The sequence below is a fragment of the Streptomyces marokkonensis genome (assembly GCF_039539045.1).
Lineage (GTDB): Bacteria > Actinomycetota > Actinomycetes > Streptomycetales > Streptomycetaceae > Streptomyces > Streptomyces marokkonensis.
The window spans coordinates 1-26584 of the sequence record NZ_BAABCQ010000072.1; the positions used below are offsets into that span (position 1 = coordinate 1).

The 26584-nt window shown below is 70.5% G+C and carries 25 protein-coding genes and 1 tRNA gene; 14 read left to right on the forward strand and 12 right to left on the reverse strand.

What is annotated here, in order from left to right:
- Nucleotides 1-580: 580 nt before the first annotated feature.
- A complete protein-coding gene (locus tag ABEA26_RS19110; RefSeq protein ID WP_345593772.1) occupies nucleotides 581-1804 on the forward strand; it encodes a cation:proton antiporter in 1224 nt (407 codons plus the stop codon).
- 156 nt (nucleotides 1805-1960) lie between these two features.
- Here ABEA26_RS19110 and ABEA26_RS19115 read toward each other — a convergent pair whose 3' ends face one another.
- Nucleotides 1961-2446 (reverse strand): cation:proton antiporter regulatory subunit, encoded by a 486-nt coding sequence (locus ABEA26_RS19115; protein WP_345593773.1) that lies wholly within the window; start codon nucleotides 2444-2446, stop codon nucleotides 1961-1963.
- A gap of 211 nt (nucleotides 2447-2657) precedes the next feature.
- Between ABEA26_RS19115 and ABEA26_RS19120 the strand changes: the two genes are divergently transcribed.
- Nucleotides 2658-3455, forward strand: coding sequence for an MBL fold metallo-hydrolase (locus tag ABEA26_RS19120; protein WP_345593774.1), 798 nt, complete (start codon nucleotides 2658-2660; stop codon nucleotides 3453-3455).
- A gap of 44 nt (nucleotides 3456-3499) precedes the next feature.
- Here ABEA26_RS19120 and ABEA26_RS19125 read toward each other — a convergent pair whose 3' ends face one another.
- The gene (locus tag ABEA26_RS19125; RefSeq protein WP_345593775.1) at nucleotides 3500-4084 is read right to left on the reverse strand and encodes a helix-turn-helix domain-containing protein; all 585 of its coding nucleotides are present in this window, start codon (nucleotides 4082-4084) and stop codon (nucleotides 3500-3502) included.
- A gap of 393 nt (nucleotides 4085-4477) precedes the next feature.
- On the opposite strand from ABEA26_RS19125, the gene ABEA26_RS19130 reads away from it, so the two are divergent.
- The 3 genes from ABEA26_RS19130 to ABEA26_RS19140 all read left to right on the forward strand — a co-directional run bounded on the left by ABEA26_RS19130 (nucleotide 4478) and on the right by ABEA26_RS19140 (nucleotide 6521).
- On the forward strand, nucleotides 4478-5125 hold the full coding sequence (locus tag ABEA26_RS19130) for an FMN-binding negative transcriptional regulator (RefSeq protein WP_345593776.1): 648 nt from the start codon (nucleotides 4478-4480) through the stop codon (nucleotides 5123-5125).
- A 105-nt stretch (nucleotides 5126-5230) separates the two neighbouring features.
- Entirely contained in the window at nucleotides 5231-5938 is a 708-nt protein-coding gene (locus ABEA26_RS19135; protein WP_345593777.1) for a B3/B4 domain-containing protein, read from the forward strand.
- 115 nt (nucleotides 5939-6053) lie between these two features.
- Entirely contained in the window at nucleotides 6054-6521 is a 468-nt protein-coding gene (locus ABEA26_RS19140; RefSeq protein WP_345593814.1) for an MOSC domain-containing protein, read from the forward strand.
- Between the two features lie 94 nt (nucleotides 6522-6615).
- Here ABEA26_RS19140 and ABEA26_RS19145 read toward each other — a convergent pair whose 3' ends face one another.
- From ABEA26_RS19145 to ABEA26_RS19170, 6 genes are all read right to left on the reverse strand, one after another.
- The gene (locus tag ABEA26_RS19145) at nucleotides 6616-8745 is read right to left on the reverse strand and encodes a TIR domain-containing protein (RefSeq protein WP_345593779.1); all 2130 of its coding nucleotides are present in this window, start codon (nucleotides 8743-8745) and stop codon (nucleotides 6616-6618) included.
- Between the two features lie 191 nt (nucleotides 8746-8936).
- Nucleotides 8937-9644 (reverse strand): hypothetical protein, encoded by a 708-nt coding sequence (locus tag ABEA26_RS19150; protein ID WP_345593780.1) that lies wholly within the window; start codon nucleotides 9642-9644, stop codon nucleotides 8937-8939.
- Nucleotides 9645-9847: 203 nt separating this feature from the next.
- Complete coding sequence (locus ABEA26_RS19155) at nucleotides 9848-10636, reverse strand: DUF1883 domain-containing protein (protein ID WP_345593782.1); 789 nt, start codon at nucleotides 10634-10636, stop codon at nucleotides 9848-9850.
- Between the two features lie 277 nt (nucleotides 10637-10913).
- Nucleotides 10914-10987, reverse strand: a tRNA-Pro gene (locus ABEA26_RS19160).
- Between the two features lie 67 nt (nucleotides 10988-11054).
- On the reverse strand, nucleotides 11055-11810 hold the full coding sequence (locus ABEA26_RS19165) for a Pr6Pr family membrane protein (protein WP_345593783.1): 756 nt from the start codon (nucleotides 11808-11810) through the stop codon (nucleotides 11055-11057).
- A 251-nt stretch (nucleotides 11811-12061) separates the two neighbouring features.
- Nucleotides 12062-12991: a metallophosphoesterase gene (locus tag ABEA26_RS19170; protein ID WP_345593785.1), complete on the reverse strand. Its 930-nt coding sequence runs from the start codon at nucleotides 12989-12991 to the stop codon at nucleotides 12062-12064.
- 172 nt (nucleotides 12992-13163) lie between these two features.
- Here ABEA26_RS19170 and ABEA26_RS19175 point away from each other — a divergent pair, with 172 nt between their 5' ends.
- Nucleotides 13164-13628: a GatB/YqeY domain-containing protein gene (locus ABEA26_RS19175; RefSeq protein WP_345593787.1), complete on the forward strand. Its 465-nt coding sequence runs from the start codon at nucleotides 13164-13166 to the stop codon at nucleotides 13626-13628.
- Nucleotides 13629-13788: 160 nt separating this feature from the next.
- Here the strand turns inward: ABEA26_RS19175 and ABEA26_RS19180 are convergent, their stop codons facing one another.
- Nucleotides 13789-16077, reverse strand: coding sequence for a transglycosylase domain-containing protein (locus ABEA26_RS19180; RefSeq protein WP_345593788.1), 2289 nt, complete (start codon nucleotides 16075-16077; stop codon nucleotides 13789-13791).
- Nucleotides 16078-16538: 461 nt separating this feature from the next.
- Between ABEA26_RS19180 and wblA the strand changes: the two genes are divergently transcribed.
- Complete coding sequence (wblA, locus tag ABEA26_RS19185; RefSeq protein ID WP_345593790.1) at nucleotides 16539-16880, forward strand: transcriptional regulator WblA; 342 nt, start codon at nucleotides 16539-16541, stop codon at nucleotides 16878-16880.
- A gap of 117 nt (nucleotides 16881-16997) precedes the next feature.
- Here the strand turns inward: wblA and bagB are convergent, their stop codons facing one another.
- Both bagB and bagA read right to left on the reverse strand, forming a co-directional pair.
- Entirely contained in the window at nucleotides 16998-18491 is a 1494-nt protein-coding gene (bagB, locus tag ABEA26_RS19190) for an ATPase BagB (protein WP_345593791.1), read from the reverse strand.
- Entirely contained in the window at nucleotides 18488-19465 is a 978-nt protein-coding gene (bagA, locus tag ABEA26_RS19195) for an ATPase BagA (RefSeq protein ID WP_345593793.1), read from the reverse strand. Before bagA ends, bagB begins: the two co-directional genes overlap by 4 nt.
- 106 nt (nucleotides 19466-19571) lie before the next feature.
- On the opposite strand from bagA, the gene sp36 reads away from it, so the two are divergent.
- The 5 genes from sp36 (at nucleotide 19572) to ABEA26_RS19220 (ending at nucleotide 23586) form a co-directional block, all read left to right on the forward strand.
- Nucleotides 19572-19733 carry a Sp36 family protein gene (gene sp36, locus ABEA26_RS19200; protein WP_003975360.1) on the forward strand — a complete coding sequence of 54 codons (162 nt, stop codon included), beginning with the start codon at nucleotides 19572-19574 and terminating at the stop codon, nucleotides 19731-19733.
- Nucleotides 19730-20197: a RidA family protein gene (locus ABEA26_RS19205; protein WP_345593795.1), complete on the forward strand. Its 468-nt coding sequence runs from the start codon at nucleotides 19730-19732 to the stop codon at nucleotides 20195-20197. The genes sp36 and ABEA26_RS19205 overlap by 4 nt, the downstream gene beginning before the upstream one ends.
- Before the next feature lie 291 nt (nucleotides 20198-20488).
- Nucleotides 20489-21454, forward strand: coding sequence for an alpha/beta fold hydrolase (locus ABEA26_RS19210; RefSeq protein WP_345593816.1), 966 nt, complete (start codon nucleotides 20489-20491; stop codon nucleotides 21452-21454).
- 213 nt (nucleotides 21455-21667) lie between these two features.
- Nucleotides 21668-22747 carry an NUDIX hydrolase gene (locus ABEA26_RS19215; RefSeq protein WP_345593796.1) on the forward strand — a complete coding sequence of 360 codons (1080 nt, stop codon included), beginning with the start codon at nucleotides 21668-21670 and terminating at the stop codon, nucleotides 22745-22747.
- Nucleotides 22744-23586 carry an MBL fold metallo-hydrolase gene (locus tag ABEA26_RS19220; RefSeq protein ID WP_345593798.1) on the forward strand — a complete coding sequence of 281 codons (843 nt, stop codon included), beginning with the start codon at nucleotides 22744-22746 and terminating at the stop codon, nucleotides 23584-23586. Before ABEA26_RS19215 ends, ABEA26_RS19220 begins: the two co-directional genes overlap by 4 nt.
- Nucleotides 23587-23674: 88 nt before the next feature.
- On the opposite strand, the gene ABEA26_RS19225 is transcribed toward ABEA26_RS19220, so the two are convergent.
- The gene (locus ABEA26_RS19225) at nucleotides 23675-24349 is read right to left on the reverse strand and encodes a Crp/Fnr family transcriptional regulator (RefSeq protein WP_003975365.1); all 675 of its coding nucleotides are present in this window, start codon (nucleotides 24347-24349) and stop codon (nucleotides 23675-23677) included.
- 369 nt (nucleotides 24350-24718) lie between these two features.
- Here ABEA26_RS19225 and nth point away from each other — a divergent pair, with 369 nt between their 5' ends.
- Nucleotides 24719-25729: an endonuclease III gene (gene nth / locus ABEA26_RS19230; protein WP_425587865.1), complete on the forward strand. Its 1011-nt coding sequence runs from the start codon at nucleotides 24719-24721 to the stop codon at nucleotides 25727-25729.
- 52 nt (nucleotides 25730-25781) lie between these two features.
- A complete protein-coding gene (locus ABEA26_RS19235; RefSeq protein ID WP_345593800.1) occupies nucleotides 25782-26549 on the forward strand; it encodes an NUDIX hydrolase in 768 nt (255 codons plus the stop codon).
- Nucleotides 26550-26584: the final 35 nt, after the last annotated feature.

Below are 26584 nucleotides of genomic sequence, written 5' to 3' on the forward strand. Positions count from 1 at the left end.
CTCACAGAACGACATGGCTACGATCCGACTTTCTTTACCGAGCCGTGACGCTCCGTTGAGCGGTTGGGTGCTCATTTTGCGCAGCTCAATGACGGCATTCGATGAGGTACGAGGGGGACGCGCCATGGACCGAGCCGTCCCGGCCCGCAGGACCGTACGGATCGACAACACCGCCCGTGACAGCGTGCCAGACGCGAGCGGTGCCGCTCCCGGCGTCTGACCTTCAGGCCCGTCCCACGGCTCGAAGCCCCCGGCCGCCCGCCGACCACATGCCGGTTCGCGGCCCCGGCCGGACCGCCCGGCCCCGGTCTCGCGCAGCAGCAGCCCACGCGCGTCACGCCGAGCACGCATGCCACGCACGCCACGCAGCCACGCACGCCGCACGAGTTCACACCCCACCCCGCCGTATCCCCCGCACCAGACCACACCACGCCACCCCCTCACCCCCTCACCACGCCACCTTCGGCTGCCCCGCCGTGCCTCGAAGGGCTCTCGTCCGCTCACCGGCCGCCCTCCGCCGCCGCTCGCTGCCGGGAAGGCACAGACGCCGTCGCCGAACCGAACCGGAGGACAGACGCCCGTGCACGACACGACTGCCATGCTCATCGAGCTGGGAGCGATCATCCTCGCTCTGGGGCTGCTCGGCCGCCTCGCCGGCCGGGTGGGCTTCTCGCCCATCCCTCTCTACCTGCTGGCCGGGCTCGCCTTCGGCCACGGGGGCATCCTGCCCCTGCAGGCCAGCGAGGAGTTCGTCGCCACAGGCGCCGAGATCGGCGTCATCCTGCTACTGCTCCTGCTCGGTCTGGAGTACAGCGCCTCGGAACTCGTCACCAACCTCAAGACCCAGTACCCCTCCGGGGTGGTCGACTTCGTCCTCAACGCGGTTCCCGGTGCCGTAGCGGCACTGATCCTGGGCTGGGGCCCGGTTGCCGCCGTGGCGTTGGCCGGCGTCACCTGGATCTCCTCCTCCGGAGTGATCGCCAAGGTCCTCGGGGACCTGGGCCGGCTCGGCAACCGGGAGACCCCTGTCGTCCTCGGCGTCCTCGTCATCGAGGACCTCGCCATGGCCGTCTACCTGCCGATCCTCACCGCCCTGCTGGCCGGCGTCAGCCTGGCCGGAGGCACCGTCACCCTGCTGATCTCCCTGGGCACCGTCGGCGCCGTCCTCTACGTGGCGCTCCGCCACGGGCGGTTGATCAGCCGCGCGGTCTCCTCGGACAACTCCGAGATGCTCCTACTGGTCGTACTCGGACTCACCCTCCTCGTCGCGGGCCTCGCCCAGGAGCTCCAGGTCTCCGCGGCGGTCGGCGCCTTCCTCGTCGGCATCGCGCTGTCCGGCGAGGTCGCCGAGGGCGCCAGCAGCCTCCTCACCCCGCTGCGTGACCTGTTCGCCGCCGTCTTCTTCGTCTTCTTCGGCCTGTCCACCGACCCCGCCGACATCCCACCCGTCCTTGTCCCCGCCCTTCTCCTCGCCGTCGTCACGGCACTCACGAAGGTCGCCACCGGCTGGTACGCCGCGCGCCGTGCCGGCATCCAGGGCGGAGGCCGCTGGCGGGCGGGCGGCACCCTCGTCGCCCGCGGCGAGTTCTCCATCGTCATCGCCGGACTCGCCGTGGGCGTCGAGCCACGCATCGGCCCGCTGGCCACCGCCTACGTGCTCATCCTCGTCGTCGTCGGCCCGCTGACCACCCGCTTCACCGAGCCACTGGCCCGCCGCCTCACCCGCCGGGCCACCTCGAAGGCACCCGGTCCCGCCCGCGTCGAGGCGGAGCCGACCGCGGAGTCCGAGCACGCCAACGCCTGAGAAGCGGCGGCCGCTGTGGCAGGACGGTGAGGAGGCCATGACCGTGTACGGCGTCCCGGGCGAGTGTCTCGGCGGGGCCGTGCACGACGTCCCGGCGAGGGTCTCGACGGCTCTGCCCGGATCCCGGCCGGCGCCTCCGCCGGTCAGCCGTGCCCCTCACTCCCGGCCGAGTATCTCCACGGCGGTATCGACGCCCTCACGCGTCCCGATCACGATCAGCGTGTCACCGCCGGCCAGGCGGAACTCCGGCCCGGGAGACGGGATCGCCTCGGCCCGTCGCAGCACGGCCACGATCGACACACCGGTATCCGTACGCATCCGGGTCTCTCCCAGCAGGCGCCCGCTCCAGTGGGACGTCCGCGACAGCACGACCCGTTCCGCGACCAGCCCCAACTCGGTCGTCGACAGAAGGCTGGGACTGTGATGGGCCGGCATGAGCGCGTCGACGACCGCCGCCGCCTCGTCCGCGGCCAGTCGTACCGACATCGCGCGGTCGTCCGGATCGTCCTTGCGATACGTGCTCAGCGTCCGGACGCCGTCCGGTTCGGCCACCACCGACAGCCGACGCCGCTCCCGCGTGACCAGGTCGTAGCGCACCCCGATACCCGGCAACGGCGTCCTGCTCGTACGCGCAGTACCCACGGCTGTCTCCCTGTCTCCCTGCCTGCGCCAGGCTGTGTTCCGGCAACCCGGGACACCCTAGAGCGCCGGTGGCGCGTGCGCTCCAAGGGGTTGAGAGGGCACCGAGAGGCACTGACAAATATTGACAGGCACCGTGAGGCACTGACAGGCACCGTGAGGCACTGACAGGCATCGACGGGCCATGAGGGCGACGCCCGTAAACTCCGCGCGCATGACGGACGATCTGCGATTCACGGTGCTCGGCAGCGCGAGCCCGTACCCCCGAGCCGGGAACCCGTGCTCGGGATACCTCGTCGAGGGCGCCGGTACCCGGTTGTGGCTGGACGCCGGCAGCGGCACGCTCGGGGCGTTGCGCGCACACATACGCCTGGACGAGCTCGACGGCATCTGGATCTCCCACCTGCACGCGGACCACTGCTCCGACCTGCTGACCGCGTACTACGGCCTCCTGTACGCGGACGTCGAACTCGCCGCGCCCGTACCCCTCTTCGGACCACCGGGCATCGCGGACCGGCTCGCCGGCTTCCTCACCAACGGGCCGCGGCGGAGCCCGGTGGAGGACGCCTTCCAGGTCGTCGAGGTGCGTGACCACCACCGCGCCCTGGTCGGTGGACTCGCCCTGACCAGCCGGGCGGTGGCGCACGGGATGCCCGCGTTCGGGGTCCGTGTCGAGACCGAGGGCGGCGCCTCCCTCACCTACTCCGGGGACACCGCCCCCTGTGAGGCGCTCACCGCGCTCGCCGACGACTGCACGGTGCTGCTGTGCGAGGCGGACTACGCGCGCACGCCGCAGGCCGGCACGGAGGCCGTCCACCACACCCCGGAACAGGCGGGCGCGAGCGCGGCCGTCGCCGGTGCGCAGCGCCTGGTCGTCACCCACATCGGCCCGTCCCTGGATCCGGAGGAGGCCGTGACCCGGGCGGGTACGCGCTACGACGGCCCGGCGGAGTACGCCGCTCCCGGCCGCACCTTCGGGGTGACGGGCCAGGCGGGGAAGCCCAGGCCCTGAACGGGCCCGTTGTCACCGTCGCGCGGGCGCCGTCCGCGGCCCGGTCAGGTCGTGGACGCGGGCCCGGGCGGCAGATGGACGGTCATGATCAGATGGCAGGTCTCGTCGCCCGCCCCGACATAGGTGTGGGGGACGTCGCCGTCGTACGTGGCGGTCTGCCCGGCTTCGACCGGATGCTCCGTGCCGTCGACGACCAGGACCATGCGCCCCGTGGTGACGCTGACGGTCTCCACGACACCGGCTTGGTGGGGGTGGCTGGGGTACGTCTCGCCCGGCTCCAGACGCCACCGCCACACCTCGACCGGGGCGGAGCCCGACGTCGTCAGCATGAGCCGGGCCTCGCTGCCCCGCTCGCCCGCCCACAGCGGCATCACGGCGTCGGCGGAGACCACGCGGACGCGCCCTTCGGGCGGACCGTCCATCAGAGCGGAGACCGAGACGCCGAGCGTGTCGGCCAGCCTGACCAGAGTCGCGAAGTTCGGGTTGCCCTGCGCCTTCTCCAGCCCGACCAGGGCGCCCTTGCTGACCTTGGCCCGGCGGCCGAGCTCGTCCAGGGACAGACCGGCGCGCGTGCGAGCCGAGCGGACGTTGTGCGCGAGTGTGCGCAGGGCCACCTCTGTCTCGGTCACCTGGTCACCATCCCGGTCGGTCGGTGGAACGTGTCACCCGGTCGTTCAGTTGACAGAGTGCGGTCGTTCCGTTGTACGGTCTAGTCGTTCCATTGTAATAGTAAGGGATTGTTCCGTGATAGCTCCGCTGCCGGCCCCGGGCAGCTCGCAGGCCTACGGATGCGCCGGTTCCGCCGACTTCCTCGACGGCCCGGGCACCGCTCGCCGCACGCAGCAGTGACCTCGCCGTCGGCGCCGTGATCAGTGCCCCGTATCGGTGCGGCACGGCGCCTGTCCGCTCGTAGCGCGTGCTTGCCGAGCGTATCCGCGGGGGACAGCTCGTAGGCCTGGGCGCGGTCGCCGTCAGCCTCCTCGCCCGCGCCTGACCGCCCCGCGTACTTCAAGGAGCCCCGCATGTTCATCCAGCCCTGGGACGCGGCCCTGGACGAGGCCGAATGGCAGACCTGGATCGCCGACGGCCACGACTTCGGACTGCTCAGCGTCAACGGACGGCTCGGCCAAGCGCCTACCACCGTGCCCACCCACTTCGTCCCGGACGGCAACGAGCTGCTGATCCATCTGGCCCGGCCGAATCCGGTCTGGGAGGTGATCGAGCACGACCCGAACGTGACGTTCACCGTGATCGGCGACTACGCCTTCGTCCCCGGCCCCTGGCGCGCCAAGCCCGGCACGCCTCCCGCCGAAGGCGTGCCCACCAGCTACTACGCTGCCGTCCAGTTCGTCTGCCGGGCCCACATCGTCGACGAGCCGGAAGCCAAGGCCGAGCTGCTGCGCCGGCAGATGGCCCACTTCCAACCCGACGGCGACCACGCCCCCATCGGGATCGATCAGGCTCCGTACGGGCGGATGCTGCCCGGCATCCGCGGCCTGAGGCTGGCGGTGACGGAGGTCCGGGCCAAGTTCAAGTACGACGACCACAAGCCCGTGGAGCACCGTGCAACCGTCGCCGACCGTCTCACCGACCGCAAGCAGGCCCTCGACGAGCCCACGGCCCGCCAGCAGCGACGCCGCCTGGACCGCGTAGGCCCCTGGAATCCCTGACCCGCACACCCCGCACACCCCGTCCACACCGCACACCCCGTCCACCCCGTCCACCCCGCACACACACCCCGCACACCCCGCACCACATCGGAATGGAGACCTCCCATGACCGCCGTCCGCCTCGCCCCCGCCGTCGCACAGGCCTTCCCGGACACTCTCATCGCCGTGGTCACCGCCGGCGGACTGCGCGGCCGCGAGCCCTGGCCCGGCAGCGCCGCCGCGCTCGACGAGCTCGAGCAGCGGCTGGCCGCCGGTACCTGGGCCCCCGCCGACGAGAGCGACCCGCGGATCGAGGCCTGGCACACCGCCTACCGCGCCTTCGGCACCAACCCGCGCCGCATTCGCCCCAGTGTCGACGCGCTCGGCCGCCGCATGGCCAAGAAGGGCGGCCTGCCGCGTATCAACCCGGCCGTCGACACCTACAACGCCGTATCCGTCCACCACGGCCTGCCCGCAGGAGCCTTCGACCTCGACCACGTCACCGGCGACGTGGACATCAAGTACGCCGACGGAACCGAGGGGTTCACCCCGCTCGGCGAACCCGACACCACCGAGAACCCCAAGCCCGGCGAGGTCATCTACACCGACGCCGCCGGAGTGCTGACCCGCCACTGGAACCACCGCGACGCACACCGCACCCGCGTCACCGAAGACTCCACCCGCGTCGCCTTCGTACTCGAAACACTCAAGGCCACCCGTGACGGCCACCTCCTCAAGACCGCCGCCGAGGAACTGGCCGGCCTGTTGTCGCCGCACTCCGCGCAGACGCGCACGTACTACCTCAGCCCGGAACAACCGGGAGTCACCGTGTGAGCCCGTCGGCCACCCGAAGCGCCCGAAGCCTCCGAAGCCTCCGAAGGACACGAGGGCGGCGGTCAGCAGCAACGGGGAGTACTCGTTCACCAAGCCGAACCGGGACAGCGTCAGACTGCTCGCCGGACTCGGTGTGGAGGGGGACGTGCACGCCGGTGTGACGGTCAAGCACCGCTCGCGCGTCGCGCAGGACCCCACACAGCCGAACCTGCGCCAGGTCCACCTCATCCATGAAGAGCTCTTCGCCGAGGTCGGCGCGGAGGGGTTCGAGGTGGCGCCCGGCGAACTCGGCGAGAACATCACCACGCGCGGCATCGACCTGCTCGGTCTGCCCGTCGGCACACTGCTACGCATCGGCGACTCGGCGGTCCTGGAAGTCACCGGCCTCCGCAATCCCTGTCTGCAGATCGACAACTTCCGGGACGGGCTGCTGAAGCAGGTCGTCGGCCGCGACGAGGCGGGGAACATCGTACGCAAGGCCGGAATCATGAGCGTCGTGAGGGAGGGCGGCGTGGTGCGCCCCGGCGACCCTGTCGAAACGGAACTCCCCAGCGGCCCGCACCGCCCCCTGGACCGGGTCTGACCAGCCCGCCGAGCAGGCCCTGACACGACGAAGGCCGCGCGGACGGTTCGCTGGGGTGGGAGGACCGAGCGGCGAAGAACTCTCGCCACGCTCTTCATTCACCTGGTGGAGAAGCGGCCAGGAGGTCGATGCCGCAGAGGCCGGCGAGGTCCTTGGCGACGGTTGTGAGCGGCTCCCGCAGTTCGGCGAGGTCGGCGCGCATGTCGGGGGAGCGTTTCCAGCGCCTCTCGTGTTCGACCGGGCCGACGTCCGGCGGACGAACGGCCTCGTGCTCCTGAAGCGCCGGATGCCACGTCGTGAGGAAGGGACGCAGATACGTGTTGGTCAGTCGTGCGGCGATGCCGGGGAGCGTCAGAGGGGTGGCGGTCTCGGTCGCGACCCGGTGGAGCAGGTCGCGCGTCGTGGCGAACAGTGAGTGCAGGGACGTCAGTGCCTCCCGCAGGGAGCCGTGATCCCCGGGAAGCGGCTGCACACCGACTCGGGTGACGAGCTCGACCTGGAGGTCGAAGGCTGCGGCTCGCTCCAGCGGCCCGGGAAAGATGCCGACCGAGGAGGTGGGCGACAGTTGGGCTTCGGGGGAACTCGTCGTCGCGGGCCTCTCCGGAACCGAGGCCCGGGCGGAGGTGCCCGGAACGAGCGTACGCAGAAGAAGCCGACGGAGGTCTTCCTGGCGGGCCACGTTCGAGTCATGGCGGTGTACGGCGCGGGCGAGCAGCGGATGAATGGTCCAGGACCGGTCGCGCAGGGGTTCGCGGAGCAAGGCGCCGGAGCCGCGAAGAGCTTCCACGGCCTCTGAGACGAGAGCTCCCACATTCCACGGGTCGTAGGGGCCGATGGACGACAGGACGTCTTCCACGGCTGTTCGGGACAGCGGTGCCGGGCAGGCGAGAGCGAGCAGCCGCAGGACGTCGTCGGCCGGGTCCGCGCCGGCGAGTGGTCTCGGCAGCAGGGCCGTCGCGAGTGGGCGGTGAGCCGGCGCGCCGGCACCGGACACCGTCCGGCGGGTGGCCAGCACGTCCGGACCGTGGGCATGCAGCCGATTGCGTACGTCGACGAAGTCACTGGTGGCCGTGAGGTCGGCGAGCAGGTCCAGCGCCTCCGGATGCCCACCGACATCACGGACGAGCGCGAGAGCGGCGGCGTGCTCGAGCTCGTCGTGGGGCGTGCGACGGGAGGTGAGGAGGCGATAGCCGTCGGCGTCCGACAACGGAGCCATGTCGACGCACTCGGCGAAAGCCGTGTACCGGAGGGACCGTGTCGTGATCAGGGTGGCCGTGAGCAGGTGCGGGCCGCGCAGGAGATTGAGCTGGTCCGCGGCCAGCCCGTCGGGGACGCCGTCCACCACCCACAGACAGGGCAGGTTGCGTTCCCCCAGCGCGACCGCGAGATGGCTGAGCAGGCCGGGCAGGGAGGACGTCGAGGCAGTCACCCGAAGAGCCGCCAGCACGGTGGAGACCTGTTCCGCGTAGGACTCCATCGCCTCCGAGGGCTCCCCCTCGTACGGATGCAGATCGAACCAGAAGACGCCGCCGGGAAAGGCCGAGCTGAAGTGCAGGGCGTACTCCTGGGCGAGCAGCGACTTGCCCAGCCCGGGCATGCCGCGCAGCTGCGCGCCGCGTCCTCCGCCGCTCTGGGCGACCAGCGGAGCACGGTGACGGTGGAGAGCCGTGTGCATGCGCCACTGCTCGGCCAGGCGTCCGGTGAAGCGGAACGAGCCCGTGCGGGCGGGCGCGGGCAGCCAGGGCACGAAAGGCGCGTCCGCCGCGTCTCCCATGACGGTGGCGGTGGTGCCCACGTGGTCGGTCACGCGCTCGGCGAGCCGGTCGAGCCCCTCCGGGGTGGTGGGCCAGGACCAGTGTCTGGCGTCTCGTAGTTCGACCGGGTGGACGTGGTCGGAAGCGGGTTCGGGGTTGAGCACGAGTGTCCGCCGGCGGGGATCACCCTCGCGCTGTCCGGTCAGGTACGCGTAGGTCAGCTCCCACTGGCACGCTCGCCGTTGCGGGTAGTCCGCCGAGTACAGGGCGAGCAGTATCCGGGAGTGGGCCAACGCTTCCGTGATGGTGGCGGTGATGGACGTGAAGTCGTCCACGGCGGTGTCGTCGACGAAGACGCGCAGGTTGCGTGCCTGGAGCGCGGACACGAGCGCGCTGACCTTGCCGGCGTCGGACCGGCTGTAACTGATGAAGACGTCCCACTCCCGTGCGGAGGCGTCGGGCGTGCTCATTTCCGCCTCCTCGTGGGGACCTCAGCCGACGGGTTGTTGCCTCCCACTCGACGGCCGAAAAATCGATGGGGGGGGGGTGCGTAGATTGCTTGGTCGTCCGGGGCCGACGCACGAAGTGCCTGCACGGTGAAGATCGTCACCTTGCCATCATGCGACACTGCGTCCGCTGCGAGACGTCACCGCATGGGGCGTCATTCCCGCGGGCCGGGTCTCGCCCCGTCCTGATGCGGCACCGTGGAGTGGGTCTGTGTAGAGCGACCCGAAGGGCGCAGATGCCGCTCTGGATCACGGATGCCGGCGATCTCCCCGAGTCCGATCACGTACGGCCGCAGCCGCTCCTGCAGTTGGCGGAGCTCCGTGCGGAATGCGGCGTTCTGGGGCCACTCGGACTCGTCCTGGTCAGGGTGGCGGTCTTCGAAGTCCTTCAGGCTGGGGTGCCACTTGGCCAGGAACGGGGCGAGTTCGAAGTTGAGGATGTCCAGGGCCAGTTCGTACACCGAGTCACCCTTGGCAGGCGGAGGAGGGGTCGTGTGGCCTTCCAGTGGCTCGCGATAGAGGTCGAAGAGCGTCTTAAGAGAGGTCAGGGCCTCGCGCAGGTTTCCGCTGCCGTCCTCCAGCGGGCGGGTGGCGACCCGTGTGGCCGCTTGGAAGAACATCCGTTGAGCGGCCTGACGCATGTCCGTCTTGGTGGTGAACGACATCTCGTTGCCGAGGAGAACGAGGCGGACCTCCGTCAGCTGAGCGGACCTGCGGTACAGCTCCAGACCGAGGGCCACGGCGACTCCGATGAGGCAACCCACGATGATCGACAGCCGTTGCCCGCCGGTCTGGCTGATCGAGTACGCGGCAATACCGATCACACTGCCCGTGACGCCGGCTAACACCGCGCGCAACGCCATGCGAACCGCGCCGTTGCCTTCACGCCCATTCCGCCTTGCCACCGGACCCCCTTGTAGCGCTGACGCTCCGTCTAGTCTGGTGGCCCTCGTATCTGACGCGGCGGCCACCTCCTGCTCTCCGGGCTCTGCCCCGGTGAGCGTGGTCATGCCACTCTAGAGGGGTGGGTGCGCCGATAGCTGACTCGGCGATAACGCCCCCGGGCTCAAGCGGGGCCTTCTTCTCGAACCACGTCAGCGATCTGCTGTGCGATCTCCTCGATGGAGTATTCGCTCGTGCTCATCGCCACCTTGTCCGCGAGCGAGGGACTGTAGCGCCGAACGTCGTCAGCACTCAGGTTGTGCCAGATCGGCAGGAGTGACTGCTCCCCTGCCACGTTGCGAGTGACCAGTCCGTCAAGCTCGTGGTTGGTCCAGCCCTTGGTGATGAAGGACGTCGAGAGAACAACGACGCCAAACCGGCTTGCCCTGATCCCTTCGTCGATTTTGCGGCGGAGGCTGTGGCCGATCCGCATCTGGGCCTCGTCGAGCCAGACCGCCACACCCAACTTGGTCAGCGCGTCCCGGAGAGGGCGGGCAACGGCTGCCTTGTCCTCCGACGCGTGTGAGATGAAGACGTCCCAGGTCTGGCCGCCCAGTACGTCCCCGGGAGGCTCCTCCGGCTCATGGACTGCGACGGACCGGGCCGGGTTGCGCTGCGGTTCCCGGGCCGGAGGGAGAAAGCCCCGTGGGGGCGGCTGCACCCGGACAGAAGCGTCGATGCGGCCAGCGAGGCCGCCGAGGTCGATGGCCATGACCCAGTGCCCGCTACTGGGGGTGGTGACCCGGAAGGGGGAGCGAGTGACATGACCGCCCAGGTACTGGTACCGCCGCCCCGACTTGTAATTGCTGTACTCGCCGCGCTTCATCACCTGGACGTTGGCTTGCTTGCGCAGGGTGACGACGACTGTGGAGCCCTTCTTGAGGCTGCCGAGGTCTTTGTAGAAGTGTTGCACGAGCTCTCCTAGGGGACGCGCGGTACAGCACGTCTCAGCCTAAGGACCGGCACTGACAGTCCGGAGTTCGCGGAATCCCAGCCGGCTTGGCCGGCTTTGCTGCCGTGGCCCTCACCAACCGCTGGCGGAGCCGCGCCCTTGTGGCCACTTCGCATGGAAGCTGCCCGGGGAGCCGTATCCCGGACTCGGCTCCCAAACGGCTCCCAAGACGGCCCCACAAACCACTCAGGGGCCCGACCCGCTAAGCGGATCAAGCCCCTGACCTGGTACTTCACTGTCGGGGTGGCGGGATTTGAACCCACGACCTCTTCGTCCCGAACGAAGCGCGCTACCAAGCTGCGCCACACCCCGATCGTCGCTGCTCATCGCGGCGACGTCGTTTACTTTAGCCCACCGGCGGCCGGAGGCGAAATCCGGTTTACCGACGGCGGCGGAGCGGGTTCGGGCGGATGTGGTCCAGGCCCACGAGGAGGGCGCCCAGGGCGTAGAGGGAGAGGCCGAGGAGGAGGGCGTTGCCGAGGACGCCCTTGTAGCCGTGCTGGTCGACGTCGAGGAAGGGGTAGAGGTAGCGGTCCTGGGTGCCGGGGAGGAGGAGCTCGCCGCGGCCCAGGGAGAGGGCCAGGTAGGCCAGGGGATAGAGGAGCCATACGGCGGCCTGGCGCAGGTGCAGGCGGCCGGGGGTGGTGAGCAGGAGCCAGTCCAGGGCCGCGGCGACGGGAACGGCCGTGTTCAGGAGGTGGGCCGCGACCGTGTGCCAGCCCGTGACCGCACCGGCGCCCTCCGTCGTGGCGAAGGAGCTCGCCGCGTTGGCCAGGAGCAGGTGGTGGACGAGGCCGGCGGCGGCGACGTAGAAGACGGCCGCTCCCGTGAGGGCGCCGGACAGGGGGCGCCGGGCGGACCAGGCGCGACGGGCGGAGACGAACAGGACCAGCGCCAGCAGGATGCTGCTCTGGATGGTGAAGTGGCTCAGGGTCCTGGTGGGCGGACCACCGAGGAGCAGTTCGACCGTCACGCCCGTCAGAGCCAGCAGCGCGGTCAGGGCGCGGAAGCCGGCGACGAGCGGGCGGCGTACGAGGGGCAGGACGGCCGTCGCCGGGACGGGGGAGGGCAGCAGTCTGGGTGGACCCGGGACTGCGGGGAGGTCCGGGATGTCCCTGGGTATCGGGGCTGTCATGGCCTCACGGTAGACAGACCGGACATTGCGGGCTATGTGGGTGCGCCGTGTGGGTTACCCAGCCCGCCCCTGGGCCCGGCCCAGGGGCGGGCTGGCGGTTCGCCCTCGCGTCCGCCTTCGGGGTCCGTCCTCGCGGTCCGGCCTCGATCAGGCCTCAGGCTCGGCCCCGGTTCGGTCCGGGGTGGGTCCGGGGTGGGTCCGCCGTCCGGGGTGGCCGTGTCCGACCGTCGATGCGGCCCTGCCTTCGCCGGTCAGTGCTCCCGTCCCACCAGCGTCAGCAGCGTCGCCTCCGGCGGACAGGCGAAACGTACCGGGGTGTACCTGTTCGTGCCGCAGCCCGCCGATACGTGGAGGTAGGTCGTGCGGCCCTCGGCCGTGTGCGTGGACAGGCCCTTCACGCGCTCCGTGTCCAGGTCGCAGTTGGTGACCAGGGCGCCGTAGAAGGGGATGCACAGCTGGCCGCCGTGCGTGTGACCGGCGAGGAGCAGGGGGTAGCCGTCCGCAGTGTAGGAGTCGAGGACGCGCAGGTACGGCGCGTGGACCACGCCCATCGAGAAGTCCGCCGTACTGGACGGGCCGCCCGCCACCTCCGTGTACCGGTCCCGTTTGATGTGCGGGTCGTCCAGTCCTGTCAGCTCGACGGACACACCCTCGATCTTGAGCGTCCCGCGCGTGTTCGTGAGGTTCTGCCAGCCGGCCGCGTCGAAGCCGTCGCGCAGGTTCTCCCACGGGTTGTGGACAACGCCCTCGGCCGGCGTGTTGCCGTTCAGACCATGGCGGCCCTGGGCCTTCTCGATCAGGTACCGGGCGGGGTTGCGCAGCTTCGGGCCGTAGTAGTCGTTGGAGCCGAAGACGTAGGCGCCCGGGAACTCCATCAGGGGCCCCAGGGCGTCCAGGACCTCCGGGACGCCCTCCGGGTCGGACAGGTTGTCACCGGTGTTGATCACGAAGTCGGGGCGCAGCCCGGCGAGGGAACGCAGCCAGCGCTGCTTCTTGCGCTGGCCGCCGACCATGTGGATGTCGGAGACCTGCAGCACGCGCAGAGGACGCATCCCGGAGGGCAGAACGGGGACGGTCACCCGCCGGAGGCGGAACGAGCGGGCCTCGAAGCCCGCCGCGTAGACCAGACCGGCGGCGCCAACCGCCGTGATTCCCAGGGGTACTCCGTATCGCGCGCGCATACGTCCATCGTGTCAGAAGCGGTGGCGGGAGCCGACCGGATGGGGAGCCACGGGGGAGGGGCTCGCCGGGGGACTCGCCGGGGGACTCGTCGGGGGACTCGTCGGGGAGCCCGCCGGGGGGCAGCGTAAATCGGCAGGCACTCTTCCTTCCGTACCTGAGACAATCACCCCCATGACCACGCTCAAGTCGAAGCTGCACGACGACCTCAACGCCGCGATCAAGGAGCGTGACGAGCTCCGATCCTCCACGCTCCGGCTCACGCTCTCCGCGATCACCAAGGAAGAGGTCGCGGGGAAGGAGAAGCGGGAGCTCTCCGACGACGAGGTGCAGAAGGTGATCACCCGCGAGGCGAAGAAGCGCCGTGAGGCCGCCGAGGCCTTCGCGCAGGGCGGGCGCCCGGAGCAGGCCGAGCGGGAGAAGGCGGAGGGTGTCCTGCTCGCCGCCTACCTGCCCCAGCAGCTGTCCGACGACGAGCTGGACGCGATCGTCGCCCAGGCGGTGACGGAGGCCCGGGCCGCCGGTGCGGAGGGGCCACGTGCCATGGGTGCCGTGATGAAGATCGTGAACCCGAAGGTGGCCGGGCAGGCGGAGGGCGGTCGGGTGGCGGCCGCGGTGAAGAAGCTGCTGGCGGGCTGACTCGGGTACCGGAACTCGGGTACCGGAACTCAGGTGCCCGACTCGGGTACCGGACTCAGGTGCCAAGCGAACGGTCCCTCCCTCTGTTGAGGGAAGGGACCGTTCGTCGTATGCGTGCTGTCCCTGCAGGGCCGGGACGGGCCGCGTCAGGGGTGGCGGGTCAGCGGCGTCCCCCGGGACCGTTGCCCGGGCCCTGGATGAAGCCCTCCGGGATGGTGAAGCCCGGGTTGGGCTCGGTGCCCCCGTTGCCGCCCCCGCCGTTGTTTCCGTCGCCGGTCAGGCCGCCGACGGCACCGGGGTCACCGTTGCCGCCGTCGTCGCGGTCGCCCTCGTCACCCCGGTCCTCGTCCTTGTCCTTGTCTTTGTCCTTGTCGCCTTCCGGGATGTCGACAAGGTTGAAGGACGGGGAGTCCTTGCCCACCAGGGCGCCGGTCATGGCTTCCTTCCAGATGGGGCCCGGGACCGCGCCACCGAAGACGAGGGCGTGGGTGACGCCGCCGATCGTGATGTTCTTCATCTCGACCTGCTGGGAGGCGCTGCCGACCCAGACGGCGCCCGACAGGTTCGGCGTGTAGCCGACGAACCAGGCGTTCCTGCGCTCGTCGGTCGTACCCGTCTTACCGGCGTTGTCGCGGTCGGTCAGGCCGGCCTCCTGACCCGTACCGGAGTCGACCACGCCGCGCAGGAGCGTGTTCACGGTGTCCGCGGTCTTCTCGGTCATGGCCCGCGAGCACGTCGACTTCGGCACCTCGAGCGTCTTCTGCTTGTTGCCGACCTTCTGCGTGATCGACTCGATCGCGACCGGCGTGCAGTACATGCCGCGTGAGGCGAAGGTCGCGTAGGCGCTCGCCATCGTCAGGGGGGACATACCGACCGAACCGAGGGCGAGGGCGGAGGGGCTCTGCGGCAGCTTGTCGCCGTTGCCCTGACGGACGTGCAGCTTGTCAGCCATGTTGGCCACCGGGCACAGGCCGATGTCGGAGAGCATCTGCACGAAGTACGTGTTGACCGAGAGGCCCATCGCTTCTTTCAGGCGGTACGGGCCGACCTCCGTCTCGTTCTCGTTCTCGACGGTGTAGGGGTTGTTCTTGTCGTTGACCCAGGGCTTGTCGCAGGTCTGGACGGGGCTCGGGTACTCCATCTCGTACGGCGACGAGTACTCCTGCGTCGGCGGCAGGCCCTCCTCCAGCGCCGCGGCCGAGAGGAAGGGCTTGAAGGTCGAACCCGTCGGGAAACCGAAGTTGGAGCCACCGTAGGCCGCGTCGACCGAGTAGTTGATCTCCGTCTCGTCCTTGCCGTAGCCGTACGGCTTCGTCTGGCCCATGGCGAGGATCTTGCCGGTGCCCGGTTCGACCAGCGTGGTGGCCGCGGACACCGAGTCCGACTGGTGGACGTGGTTCTTCAGGGAGGCCTGCACCGACTCCTGGGCCTGCGGGTCGAGGGTCGTGCGGATGGTCAGGCCGCCCTGGTTCCAGATCTTGGACCGATCCTCGCGGGTCTTGCCGAAGACCGGATCGCTCAGGAACACCTCGCGTACGTAGTCGCAGAAGAAGCTGGAGTTCTTCACGGCCGTGATGCAGCCGTTCTTGGGCTTGCTGACCTTCAGTCCGAGCGGTGCCTTCTGGGCCTTGTCGGCCTCCGCCTGTGAGATGTCGCCGACCTGGGCCATGCGCTCCAGGACGGTGTTGCGCCGCTTGGTGGCCTCGGCCTCGTCGTTGACCGGGTCGTACCGGCTGGGCGACTGGACGATGCCGGCCAGGAGGGCGGACTCCTGGACGTTGAGGTCCTTGGCGGACTTGGAGAAGTAACGCTGGGCGGCCGCCTCGACGCCGTAGGCCTGCTGGCCGAAGAAGGTGATGTTCAGGTAGTTCTCGAGGATCTTCTTCTTGCCCAGCTCCTCCTCGACCTGGATGGCGAGCTTCAGCTCGCGGATCTTGCGGCCGATGGTCTGCTGGGTGGCCTGGGCGACCTTCGTCGGGTCGTCGCCCGCCTCCTCCACGAAGACGTTCTTGACGTACTGCTGGGTGAGCGTGGACGCGCCCTCGGAGACCTCGCCGCTGCGCGCGTTCTTGTTGAGCGCGCGCAGGACGCCCTTCAGGTCGACAGCGCCGTGCTCGTAGAAGCGCGAGTCCTCGATCGCGACGATCGCCTTCTGCATGTACGGCGAGATGTCCTTCAGATCGACCACCGTGCGGTCGCGCGAGTACACCGTGGCGATGGGATCGCCGTTGGCGTCGAGGATGGAGGTGCGCTGGCTGAGCGGGGGAGTCTTCAGGTTGGCCGGGAGTGCGTCGAAGCTCTCCACCGACCCCTTGGCCGCCAGCCCCAGCGCACCCACGGCGGGCAACGCGATGCCGGCCAGCACTGCTCCAGCGAGGACACTGACACCGAGGAACTTGGCGGCCTGCTGAGTTGGCGACAGACCACCGCCCGAGCGCTTCTTTGGCATGGAGGCAGCCTACGTTCTCATTCGCCGGACACGCGTATATGCCTTGGCCTAAGCTGCACTCAACTGTCACAGCAGTGCGGCCACGTATCAATACGTCCGGCGACCCCGAATCGTTCCGGATCTGCTCGATTTTTTTCCTGAGGGGCCCCGCTGGGGGGCGCGTTGGTGTGTACGGGCGCGTGCCACGGAGTGTGGGATACGTGTCCGAATCCGCCCTGTGTGTCAACTGGTGTCCGTTGTGACGCAGTGGACATGACCCGAATGCCGGGATAATCACGCATGTCGCCAGCTCACTCCCCCGGGTGATCTGCCGCTTACCCATAGTCCGTTCGGGCCATTCAAGATTGGGCCCGAAGGGGGTGTTGCGCTGTGCCCACCTTCCGTAACGTCCTCAACTGGCGGCGGTGAATATGCCGCTGCCGCCGTGGGGGAGCCTCGATTCGGGAGAGGACGGCGCCGGTATGGGCTGGGTAACCGACTGGAGTGCGCAGGCCGCCTGTCGCACTACCGATCCGGACGAATTGTTCGTTCAGGGAGCAGCGCAGAACAGGGCCAAGGCGGTGTGCACCGGATGTCCGGTGCGTACCGAATGCCTGGCCGACGCGCTCGACAACCGTGTCGAGTTCGGCGTGTGGGGAGGCATGACGGAGAGGGAACGCCGCGCATTGCTACGTCGGCGGCCCACCGTGACCTCCTGGCGTCACCTGCTGGAGACGGCGCGGACGGAGTACGAGCGGGGGGTCGGCATCGTGCCCCTCGACGACGAGGAGATCTACGAGAACTACGTGGCGGCCGTGGGCTGAGCCGGCCGGGGGCTCCCCCGGACGCTCGGGTTCGGAAGCTCCTGTTCAGGCGCCTGGCCGGGCGTCGTTGCCGGGACGCCACAGGACGGACGTGGCGGTACGGACGCCTCGGCTGGATCAGGGCCCCGTCTCGGGCAGCTCCGGCCGGTCCGTCGCGAGGCGGACGCCGACTTCCCGCAGCCCCGCGAGGTCGTGCACGTCGCCGGGCAACGCGGCCACTTCGGTGACCGCCACCTCGGGGTGACGTGCGGTGAAGCGGTCCCGCGTGCGCTGCTCCCGGGCGAGCAGTTGCATCCGGTCCGCGTGCAGCCTCAGTAGGCCCGCGGTGAGCTGGTCGACGGACCGCTCAGGAGCGTCGAAGGCTTCGGGAGAGGTGTCGGAGGTGCCGGACTCCGGGCCGGGGTAAGGGCCGGGGATGGTCTTGGGCTGAGGCTCGTGATCTGCCCTGGGGTCGTGCTCCGGTGTGGTCTCGCTGTCGGATCCGGGAGCGGAGCCGAGATCGGGGGCGGAGCCGAGGTCGAGGTCGAGGTCGGGGTCGGGGCCGAGGTCGGGGCCGGGAGAGCCTGAACTGCGGTATGCGTCAGGCGAGTTACGAACTCCAGCTTTCCCGCCGTCCTGATCCACAATGCGGAGATCCTCAAGATTTTCCGCGGCGGCGAGCGCCCGCTCGGCCGACAGCCCGTCGGCGCCGCTGCCGTGGACCCGGTTGAGCACCAGACCGGCCAGCGGCATGTCCTCGGCGGCCAGCCGCTCCACGAAGTACGCGGCCTCGCGGAGTGCGTCCCGCTCCGGGGCCGCGACCACCAGGAACGCAGTTCCGGGCGCCTGGAGCAGCTTGTACGTCGCGTCCGCGCGCGTACGGAACCCGCCGAACATCGAGTCCATCGCGGCCACGAAGGTCTGCACGTCCTTCAGGAACTGCCCGCCCAGCACCTTCCCCAGGACACCCGTCATCATCGACATGCCGACGTTCAGGAACTTCATGCCGGCCCGGCCGCCCACCTTAGCCGGGGCCAGCAGGACGCGGATCAGCTTGCCGTCCAGGAAAGAACCGAGGCGCTTGGGGGCGTCCAGGAAGTCCAGCGCCGAGCGGGACGGCGGCGTGTCGACGACGATGAGGTCCCACTCGTCCCGCGCCCGCAACTGCCCCAGCTTCTCCATTGCCATGTACTCCTGCGTGCCCGCGAAGCCCGCCGAGAGCGACTGGTAGAAGGGGTTGCCCAGGATCGCCGCCGCCCGCTCGGGATCCGCGTGCGCCTCGACGATCTCGTCGAAGGTGCGCTTCATGTCGAGCATCATGGCGTGCAGCTCACCACCGGCCGAGTCGTCGACGCCCTTCACCCGACGCGGGGTGTTGTCGAGCGAGTCGATGCCCATGGACTGGGCGAGCCGCCGGGCCGGGTCGATGGTGAGGACGACCACCTTGCGACCGCGCTCGGCCGCGCGCAGGCCCAGGGCCGCCGCAGTGGTCGTCTTGCCGACGCCGCCCGAGCCGCAGCACACCACAATGCGGGTTTTCGGGTCCTCCAGCAGCGGGTCGACGTCCAGCACGCGCGCGTGGGAGAGACGCCGCGCGCTCTCCTGGTGCCGGGCGGCCGGGTCCGGACTCATGCGATCCCCTGCTTCCGCAGCTCGGTGGCCAGTTCGTACAGGCCCGCCAGGTCCATGCCCCCGGCAAGCAACGGGAGTTCGTGCAGCGGCAGGTCCAGGCGGGTCAGGGCGGCCCGCTGCTCCTGCTCCAGCGCGTACCGCTCGGCGTACTCCTCGGCCTGCGCCAGCAGCGGATCCACCAGCCGCTCGGCGTGCCCGCCCCGCCGCGCCCCGCCGAGCCCGGCCCCCGACAGGGAGCGGGCGAGTGCCGTACGCGGTGTGCTCCGTACGAGTTCCAGGCCGGCCGCGTCCAGCACCTCGGGCCGCACCGTGTTGACCATGACCCGCCCCACCGGGAGCCGTGCCGCCCGCAGCTCGGCGATGCCGTCCGCGGTCTCCTGGACCGGCATCTCCTCCAGGAGCGTCACCAGGTGCACGGCGGTCTCCCGTGACTTGAGCACCCGCATCACGGCCTGCGCCTGATTGTGTATCGGGCCGACCTTCGCCAGACCGGCAACCTCGTCGTTGACGTTGAGGAAGCGAGTGATCCGCCCGGTCGGCGGGGCGTCCATGACGACGTAGTCGTACACGAACCGCCCGCTCTTCTCCTTGCGCCGCACCGCCTCGCAGGCCTTGCCGGTCAGCAGGACGTCTCTGACGCCCGGCGCGACGGTGGTCGCGAAGTCGATCGCGCCGAGCTTCTTCAGGGCCCGTCCCGCGCTGCCCAGTTTGTAGAACATCTGGAGGTAGTCCAGAAGGGCCAGTTCGGGGTCGATGGCCAGGGCGTACACCTCCCCGCCCCCGGGAGCGACGGCGATCTTCCGCTCCTCATAAGGCAGCGCTTCGGTTTCGAAGAGCTGCGCGATGCCCTGGCGACCCTCGACCTCGACGAGAAGCGCGCGCTTCCCCTCGGTGGCCAGGGCCAGCGCGAGGGCCGCGGCCACCGTGGTCTTGCCGGTTCCGCCCTTGCCGCTGACGACCTGGAGCCTGCTCACGTATTCGAGCGTAACCAGTCCGCGCGCCGAGTACGCCCGGGGCTGTGGACAACGTGGTCGCGGTCGGCCCGCCGAGGCTTCCCGGGCAGCGGCTAGAGTCGGCCACATGACCAAGTGGGAATACGCAACCGTGCCGCTGCTCGTCCATGCCACGAAGCAGATTCTGGACACCTGGGGCGAGGACGGCTGGGAGCTCGTCCAGGTCGTGCCCGGGCCGAACAACCCCGAGCAGCTCGTGGCCTACCTGAAGCGGGAGAAGCAGGCGTGAGCGCCGTGGAGGCGAAACTGGCCGAGTTCGGTCTGACACTGCCCGAGGTGGTCCCGCCGCTGGCCGCGTACCAGCCGGCCGTGCAGTCCGGCCCGTACGTGTACACCTCCGGCCAGCTGCCGATGCTGGACGGCAAGCTGCCGGTCACCGGCAAGGTGGGCGCCGAGGTCACGCCGGACGAGGCCAAGGAACTGGCCCGCACCTGTGCGCTGAACGCCCTGGCCGCCGTGAAGTCCGTCGCCGGTGACCTCGACCGCGTCGCGCGCGTGGTGAAGGTCGTCGGTTTCGTCGCGTCCGCGTCCGACTTCACCGGCCAGCCGGCCGTGATCAACGGCGCCAGCGAACTCCTCGGCGCGGTGCTCGGCGACAAGGGCGTCCACGCCCGCAGCGCGGTCGGCGTGGCGGTACTGCCGCTGGACGCGCCGGTGGAGGTCGAGGTCCAGGTGGAACTCGTCCAGGCGTAGGGACGGTGCGGGGAGGGGGCGTTGCCAGCCCGGCAACAAGCCTCGACCTCGCGGCGCCGCCCCCGCAGGATCGAGTTCGGCGCCTCGTACGGGGCGGGATGCGGTCGTTGCCGCCGGTCCCGGTCCGTCCGGGCGCCGGACCCACCGCGTGCCCCAGGAGGAGCCATGCCCCAGCAGCCCGTGACCGATCCGCAGCCCGTGACCGAGCCCATGTCCTATCAGCGGTCCGCGACCGGTCGGCAGTCCTCGGTCGACCCACAGTCCGTGACCGGCCGGCGGCCCGTCCACCGCATGGTGCCCTCGCCGGCCGGCCGGATCCACCTGGTGGAGCAGGGCAGCGGGCCACTGGTCCTGCTCGTCCACGGCTTCCCCGAGTCCTGGTACTCCTGGCGCCACCAGCTCCCCGCGCTGGCCGCCGCGGGCTTCCGCGCCGTCGCCATCGACGTGCGCGGCTACGGACGCTCCTCCCGGCCCGACGCGGTGGAGGCGTACCGGATGCTCGACCTGGTGGCGGACAACGTCGCCGTGGTGGAGGCTCTGGGCGAGCGGTCCGCGGTGATCGTCGGCCACGACTGGGGCGCGAACATCGCCGCGCACTCCGCGCTGCTGCGGCCGGACGTTTTCCGCGCGGTCGGCCTGCTGAGCGTGCCGTACACCCCGCCGGGCGGCCCGAAACCCAGCGACGTGTTCGCCGGCATGAGCGACCCCGCCGGCCCGTTCGCGGGGCAGGAGTTCTACGTCTCCTACTTCCAGGAGCCCGGCCGGGCCGAGGCCGAGATCGAGCCCGACGTGCGCGGCTGGCTCGCGGGCCTCTATGCCGCCCTGTCCGCCGACACCATGCCTGCCCCGGAGGCACCCGACCCGCACTTCGTGGCCCCCGGCGGCAGGATGCGCGACCGGTTCCCGGACGGTCCGTTGCCGTCCTGGCTGACCGAGAAGGAGCTGGACGTCTACGCGGGGGAATTCGAGCGTACCGGCCTGACCGGCGCCCTCAACCGCTACCGCAACATGGACCGCGACTGGGCCGACCTGGCCGCCCACCAGGGCGCCCCCATCACCCAGCCCTCGCTGTTCCTCGGCGGCAACCGGGACGCCTCCACCACCTGGCTGGCCGACGCGATCGAGGCGTATCCGACCACCCTGCCCGGCCTGACCGCCTCGCACCTCCTCGACGGCTGCGGTCACTGGCTCCAGCAGGAACGCCCCGAGGAGACGAACCGGCTGCTCACCGAGTGGCTGGCCGCACTCCCCGGCTGACCGACGCCACAGGCCCCGTACGAGACCCTCGTACGGCCGCCCAGTACAAGCCCCCCCGTACGAGCCCCCCCCGTACGAGCCCCCCCGTACGAGCCCCCCCGTACGAGCCCCCCTGTACGGCCGCCCTGGCGGGGCCCCGGGTGGGCTCCCGTACGGCCTCGCTCGGCTCGGGAGCCACTCGAACATCCGCCCGTCACCGGATAGCCTCCGGCCATGGCGAGCGGTCAGGCGAGCGGTCAGGCGAGCGGTCAGGCGAATGATCAGGTGAGTGGTCACGCGAATGGTCAGGCGAACGGTCAGTGGTACCCCCGGGAGTGGCCGGACCGCATCCGCGCGCTGACGGCCGGAACCCTCACCCCGGTCACCCCGAAGCGCGCGGCCACCGTGATGCTCCTCAAGGACACCGACGGCGGCACCGACGGCGGCACCGACGGCGGCACCGACGGCGGCACAGACGGCGGCACAGACGGCGGCACCCATGGTGAAGCCGACACCGGTGCCGGGCCGGGCCCCGCCGTCCACATGCTGCGCCGCCGTACCTCCATGGCGTTCGCCGGGGGCGCGTACGCCTATCCGGGCGGCGGGGTCGACCCGCGCGACGACGACCGTGACATCGGCTGGGCGGGCCCCACGCGCGCGTGGTGGGCGGACCGGCTCGGCGTCGACGAGGCGGGCGCCCAGGCGATCGTCTGCGCGGCCGTACGCGAGACGTACGAGGAGGCGGGCGTCCTGCTCGCCGGACCGACCGGCGACTCGGTGGTCGGTGACACGACGGGCGCGGGCTGGGAGCGGGACAGGGCCGCCCTGGTCGGCCGTGAGCTGTCCTTCGCGGAGTTCCTGGACCGCAGGGGCCTCGTGCTGCGCTCGGACCTGCTGGGCGCCTGGGCCCGCTGGATCACCCCGGAGTTCGAGTCCCGGCGCTACGACACGTGGTTCTTCGTGGCCGCGCTCCCGGAGGGGCAGCGCACCCGCAACGCCTCCACGGAGGCCGACCGCACGGTGTGGATCACTCCTGCGGAGGCGGCGGCCGGGTACGACAGGGGCGAGCTGCTGATGATGCCGCCGACGATCGCGACCCTGCGCGGCCTTGCGGCGTGCGGTACGGCGGCCGAGGCGCTGGCGTCGGCTCCGAGCCGCGACATGACGCCCGTGTTGGCCGAGGCGCGGCTGGTGGGCGGCGAGATCGTGCTCTCCTGGCCGGGGCACGACGAGTTCACCCGGCACGTGCCGACGAGCACGGCACAGCCGCCGCCGACGACACCTTCCGACCCGACCGGGGGAGCCCTCGCATGACGGACGCAGCAGCACTGCCCGGACAGCCGCGCGGCGGCGTCCTGTCGGGACCGGCCACCGCGCGCGCGGTGAACGTCCTCGCGCCCAACGCCTCCGCGATGACCCTGGACGGGACGAACACCTGGATCCTCACCGAGCCGGACTCCGACCTGGCCGTCGTGGTCGACCCGGGCCCGCTGGACGACACACACCTGCGGCACGTCGCCGACACGGCCGAGCGGGCGGGCAAGCGCGTCGCACTCACTCTGCTGACGCACGGTCACCCCGACCATGCGGAGGGCGCCGCGCGCTTCGCCGAGCTGACGCGCACGAACGTACGGGCCCTGGACCCGGCGCTGCGGCTGGGCGACGAGGGGCTGGCCGCCGGTGACGTGATCGGCGTCGGCGGCCTGGAGCTGAGGGTCGTACCGACCCCCGGGCACACGGCCGACTCCCTGTGTTTCCATCTCCCGGCAGACCAGGCGGTCCTGACGGGTGACACGATCCTGGGCCGCGGTACGACCGTGGTGGCCCACCCAGACGGCCGTCTCGGCGACTACCTGGACTCCCTGCGCAGGCTCCGGTCGCTCACGGCCGACGACGGGGTGCACACGGTGCTCCCGGGACACGGTCCCGTCCTGGAGGACGCCCAGGGTGTCGTGGAGTACTACCTCGCCCACCGCGCCCATCGCCTCGCCCAGGTCGAGACGGCCGTGGAGGACGGTTACCGGACACCGGGTGAGGTCGTCGCCCGCGTGTACGCGGACGTCGACCGCTCACTGTGGCCGGCGGCGGAAATGTCGGTGCGGGCGCAGCTGGAGTACCTGGGCGAGCACGGGCTCATCCAGCTGCCCGACTAGGACTGCCCTGCCGAGGCCGCCCGACCAGTTCTGCCCGACCAGTTCTGCTTGGCCGGGACCGCCTGGCCGGGTCTGCCCGGTCGGGCGGTCAGCGGGAGCGCTTGGCCAGCCGCTCCACGTCCAGCAGGATCACCGCTCGGGCCTCCAGACGGAGCCAGCCGCGTTGGGCGAAGTCCGCCAGTGCCTTGTTGACCGTCTCGCGGGACGCGCCGACCAGCTGGGCCAGCTCCTCCTGCGTCAGGTCGTGCACAACGTGGATGCCTTCCTCGGACTGCACGCCGAAACGGCGGGACAGGTCCAGCAGGGCACGGGCGACACGGCCGGGGACGTCCGAGAAGACGAGGTCGGACATGGCGTCGTTGGTCTTCCGCAGGCGGCGGGCGACGGCGCGCAGCAGCGCGGTGGCGACCTCCGGGCGGACGTTCAGCCAGGGCTGGAGATCGCCGTGGCCGAGGGCGAGCAGCTTGACCTCGGTCAGCGCGGTGCCGGTGGCGGTGCGCGGGCCCGGGTCGAAGAGCGACAGCTCGCCGATCAGCTCGCTCGGGCCGACCACGGCCAGCATGTTCTCGCGCCCGTCCGGGGACGTGCGGTGAAGCTTGACCTTGCCCTCGGTGACCACATAGAGGCGGTCTCCGGGGTCCCCCTCGTGGAACAGTGTGTCGCCGCGGGCGAGGGTCACCTCGCTCATGGAGGCGCGAAGCTCCGCGGATTGCTCGTCGTCGAGCGCCGCGAAGAGCGGGTTGCGCCGCAGAACGTCGTCCACGAGTTCTCTCCTTGTCGACCGGCTCAGAGGATCTTGTTCCCCCGGTGTACCAGGGGTCCGTGGTGCCCATTTTGCCGGACAGTGCAAACAGTGTGATCTGTCACAAGGATGCCGCACTGGTGTCCTGGGGTACGCGGCAGGGGTCCAATTGGACGCCGATCTTCGAGGTCCGGGGCAGATGTCGGTGCCGGGCCGTAGGCTGGCCGGGTGTCCAAATCGCCGGTGAGAGCACAGGCCGAGGGGGCTGCGCGGGTGGGTGTACGTCGCGATTCCGCTGTGGGCGAACAGGGTCCCGATGGCGGTAGGGAACCGGCGAAAGCGACAAAGAGGGCGGCGCCTGCCAAGAGGGTGACTGCGGAGAAGGGTGCCGTGAAGAAGAGCGCTGAGAACAGTCCGGCATCTGCGAAGAAGACGGCGCCCGCGAAGAGGCAGGCATTGGCCAAGAGCGCGGAGGCGCCCGCGAAGAGGCAGGCATCGGTCAAGAGCGCGGCGGGACCCGTCAAGAGGCAGGCGCCCGCCAGGAAGCCCGCCGTCGCCGCCAAGAAGGCCACCGCCGCCGTCAAGGGCGTCGCCCCGGCGAAGGTCGTCGCCCCGAAGACTCCGCGCGCCGAGTCGCGCACCGCGCTGGTCCGCCGCGCCCGCCGTATCAACCGCGAACTCGCCGAGGTCTATCCGTACGCGCACCCGGAGCTGGACTTCGACAACCCGTTCCAGCTGGTCGTGGCCACGGTGTTGTCCGCCCAAACCACCGACCTGCGCGTCAACCAGACGACACCCGCCCTCTTCGCGAAGTACCCCACCCCCGAGGACCTGGCCGTCGCCAACCCCGAGGAGGTCGAGGAGATCCTGCGACCGACCGGCTTCTTCCGGGCCAAGACGAAATCGGTCATAGGGCTGTCCAGGGTTCTGGCGGAAGATTTCGGCGGTGAGGTCCCCGGGCGTCTCGAAGACCTCGTCAAACTGCCCGGCGTCGGCCGCAAGACCGCCTTCGTCGTCCTCGGTAACGCGTTCGGCAGGCCCGGCATCACAGTGGACACGCACTTCCAGCGTCTGGTGCGCCGGTGGCAGTGGACCGGCGAGACCGACCCGGACAAGATCGAGGCCGCCGTCGGCGCCCTCTTCCCCAAGAGCGACTGGACGGACCTCTCCCACCACGTGATTTGGCACGGCCGCCGGATCTGCCACGCCCGCAAGCCGGCCTGTGGCGCCTGCCCCGTCGCCCCGCTCTGCCCGGCCTTCGGGGAGGGCGAGGCGGACCCGGAGAAGGCGAAGAAGCTGCTGAAGTACGAGAAGGGCGGGTTCCCCGGCCAGCGTCTGAATCCGCCGCAGGCGTATCTGGACGCGGGCGGGACCCCGGCGCCTCCGCTGGGGGCCGGGTGACGGAACGATCTCGGTGGCGTCGGGCGTTGGAATCGGCAGAACGGGGGTGGCGATGACACGGGCGGGCGACACACAGGGGCGCACCCGGGACGGGATCCTCAGCAAGGAGGGCCTGCCCGGCTGGCTGGACCCGGTGGTGCGGGCCGTCGAGACGGTGCGGCCCGGACAGCTGAGCCGCTTCCTGCCCCCGGAGGACGGCGCGGGCCGTCAGTCCGCCGTACTGATCCTGTTCGGCGACGGCGACGGCGACGGCGGCAGACGCGGCAAGGGAGGCGGCAACGGAGGCGGTGACGGCGCCGATGAGGCGGGGAGCGGGCCCGAGCTGCTGCTCATGGAGCGGGCCGGCACTCTGCGCTCACACGCCGGTCAGCCGGCCTTTCCGGGCGGCGCCCTCGACCCCGAGGACGGTGACCCGCAGGGTGACGGGCCGCTGCGGGCAGCCCTGCGCGAGGCGGAGGAGGAGACCGGGCTCGACCCGGCCGGCGTCCAGCTCTTCGGCGTTCTGCCCAAGCTCTACATCCCCGTCAGCAGCTTCGTCGTCACCCCGGTGCTGGCCTGGTGGCGCGAGCCCACCCCGGTGGGCGTCGTCGACCCGAACGAGACCGCGCGCGTCTTCACCGTCCCCGTGGCCGATCTCACGGACCCCGCCAACAGAGTGACCGCCGTCCACCCCAGGGGTCACCAAGGACCGGCGTTCCTGGTCGAGTCGGCGCTCGTCTGGGGTTTCACCGCCGGCATCATCGACCGGCTGCTGCACTTCGCGGGCTGGGAGCGGCCCTGGGACAGGGAGAAGCAGGTCCCGCTGGACTGGCGGTCGTGACAGGGTGACCGGTGTGAGCGTAGGACGACAGGGCG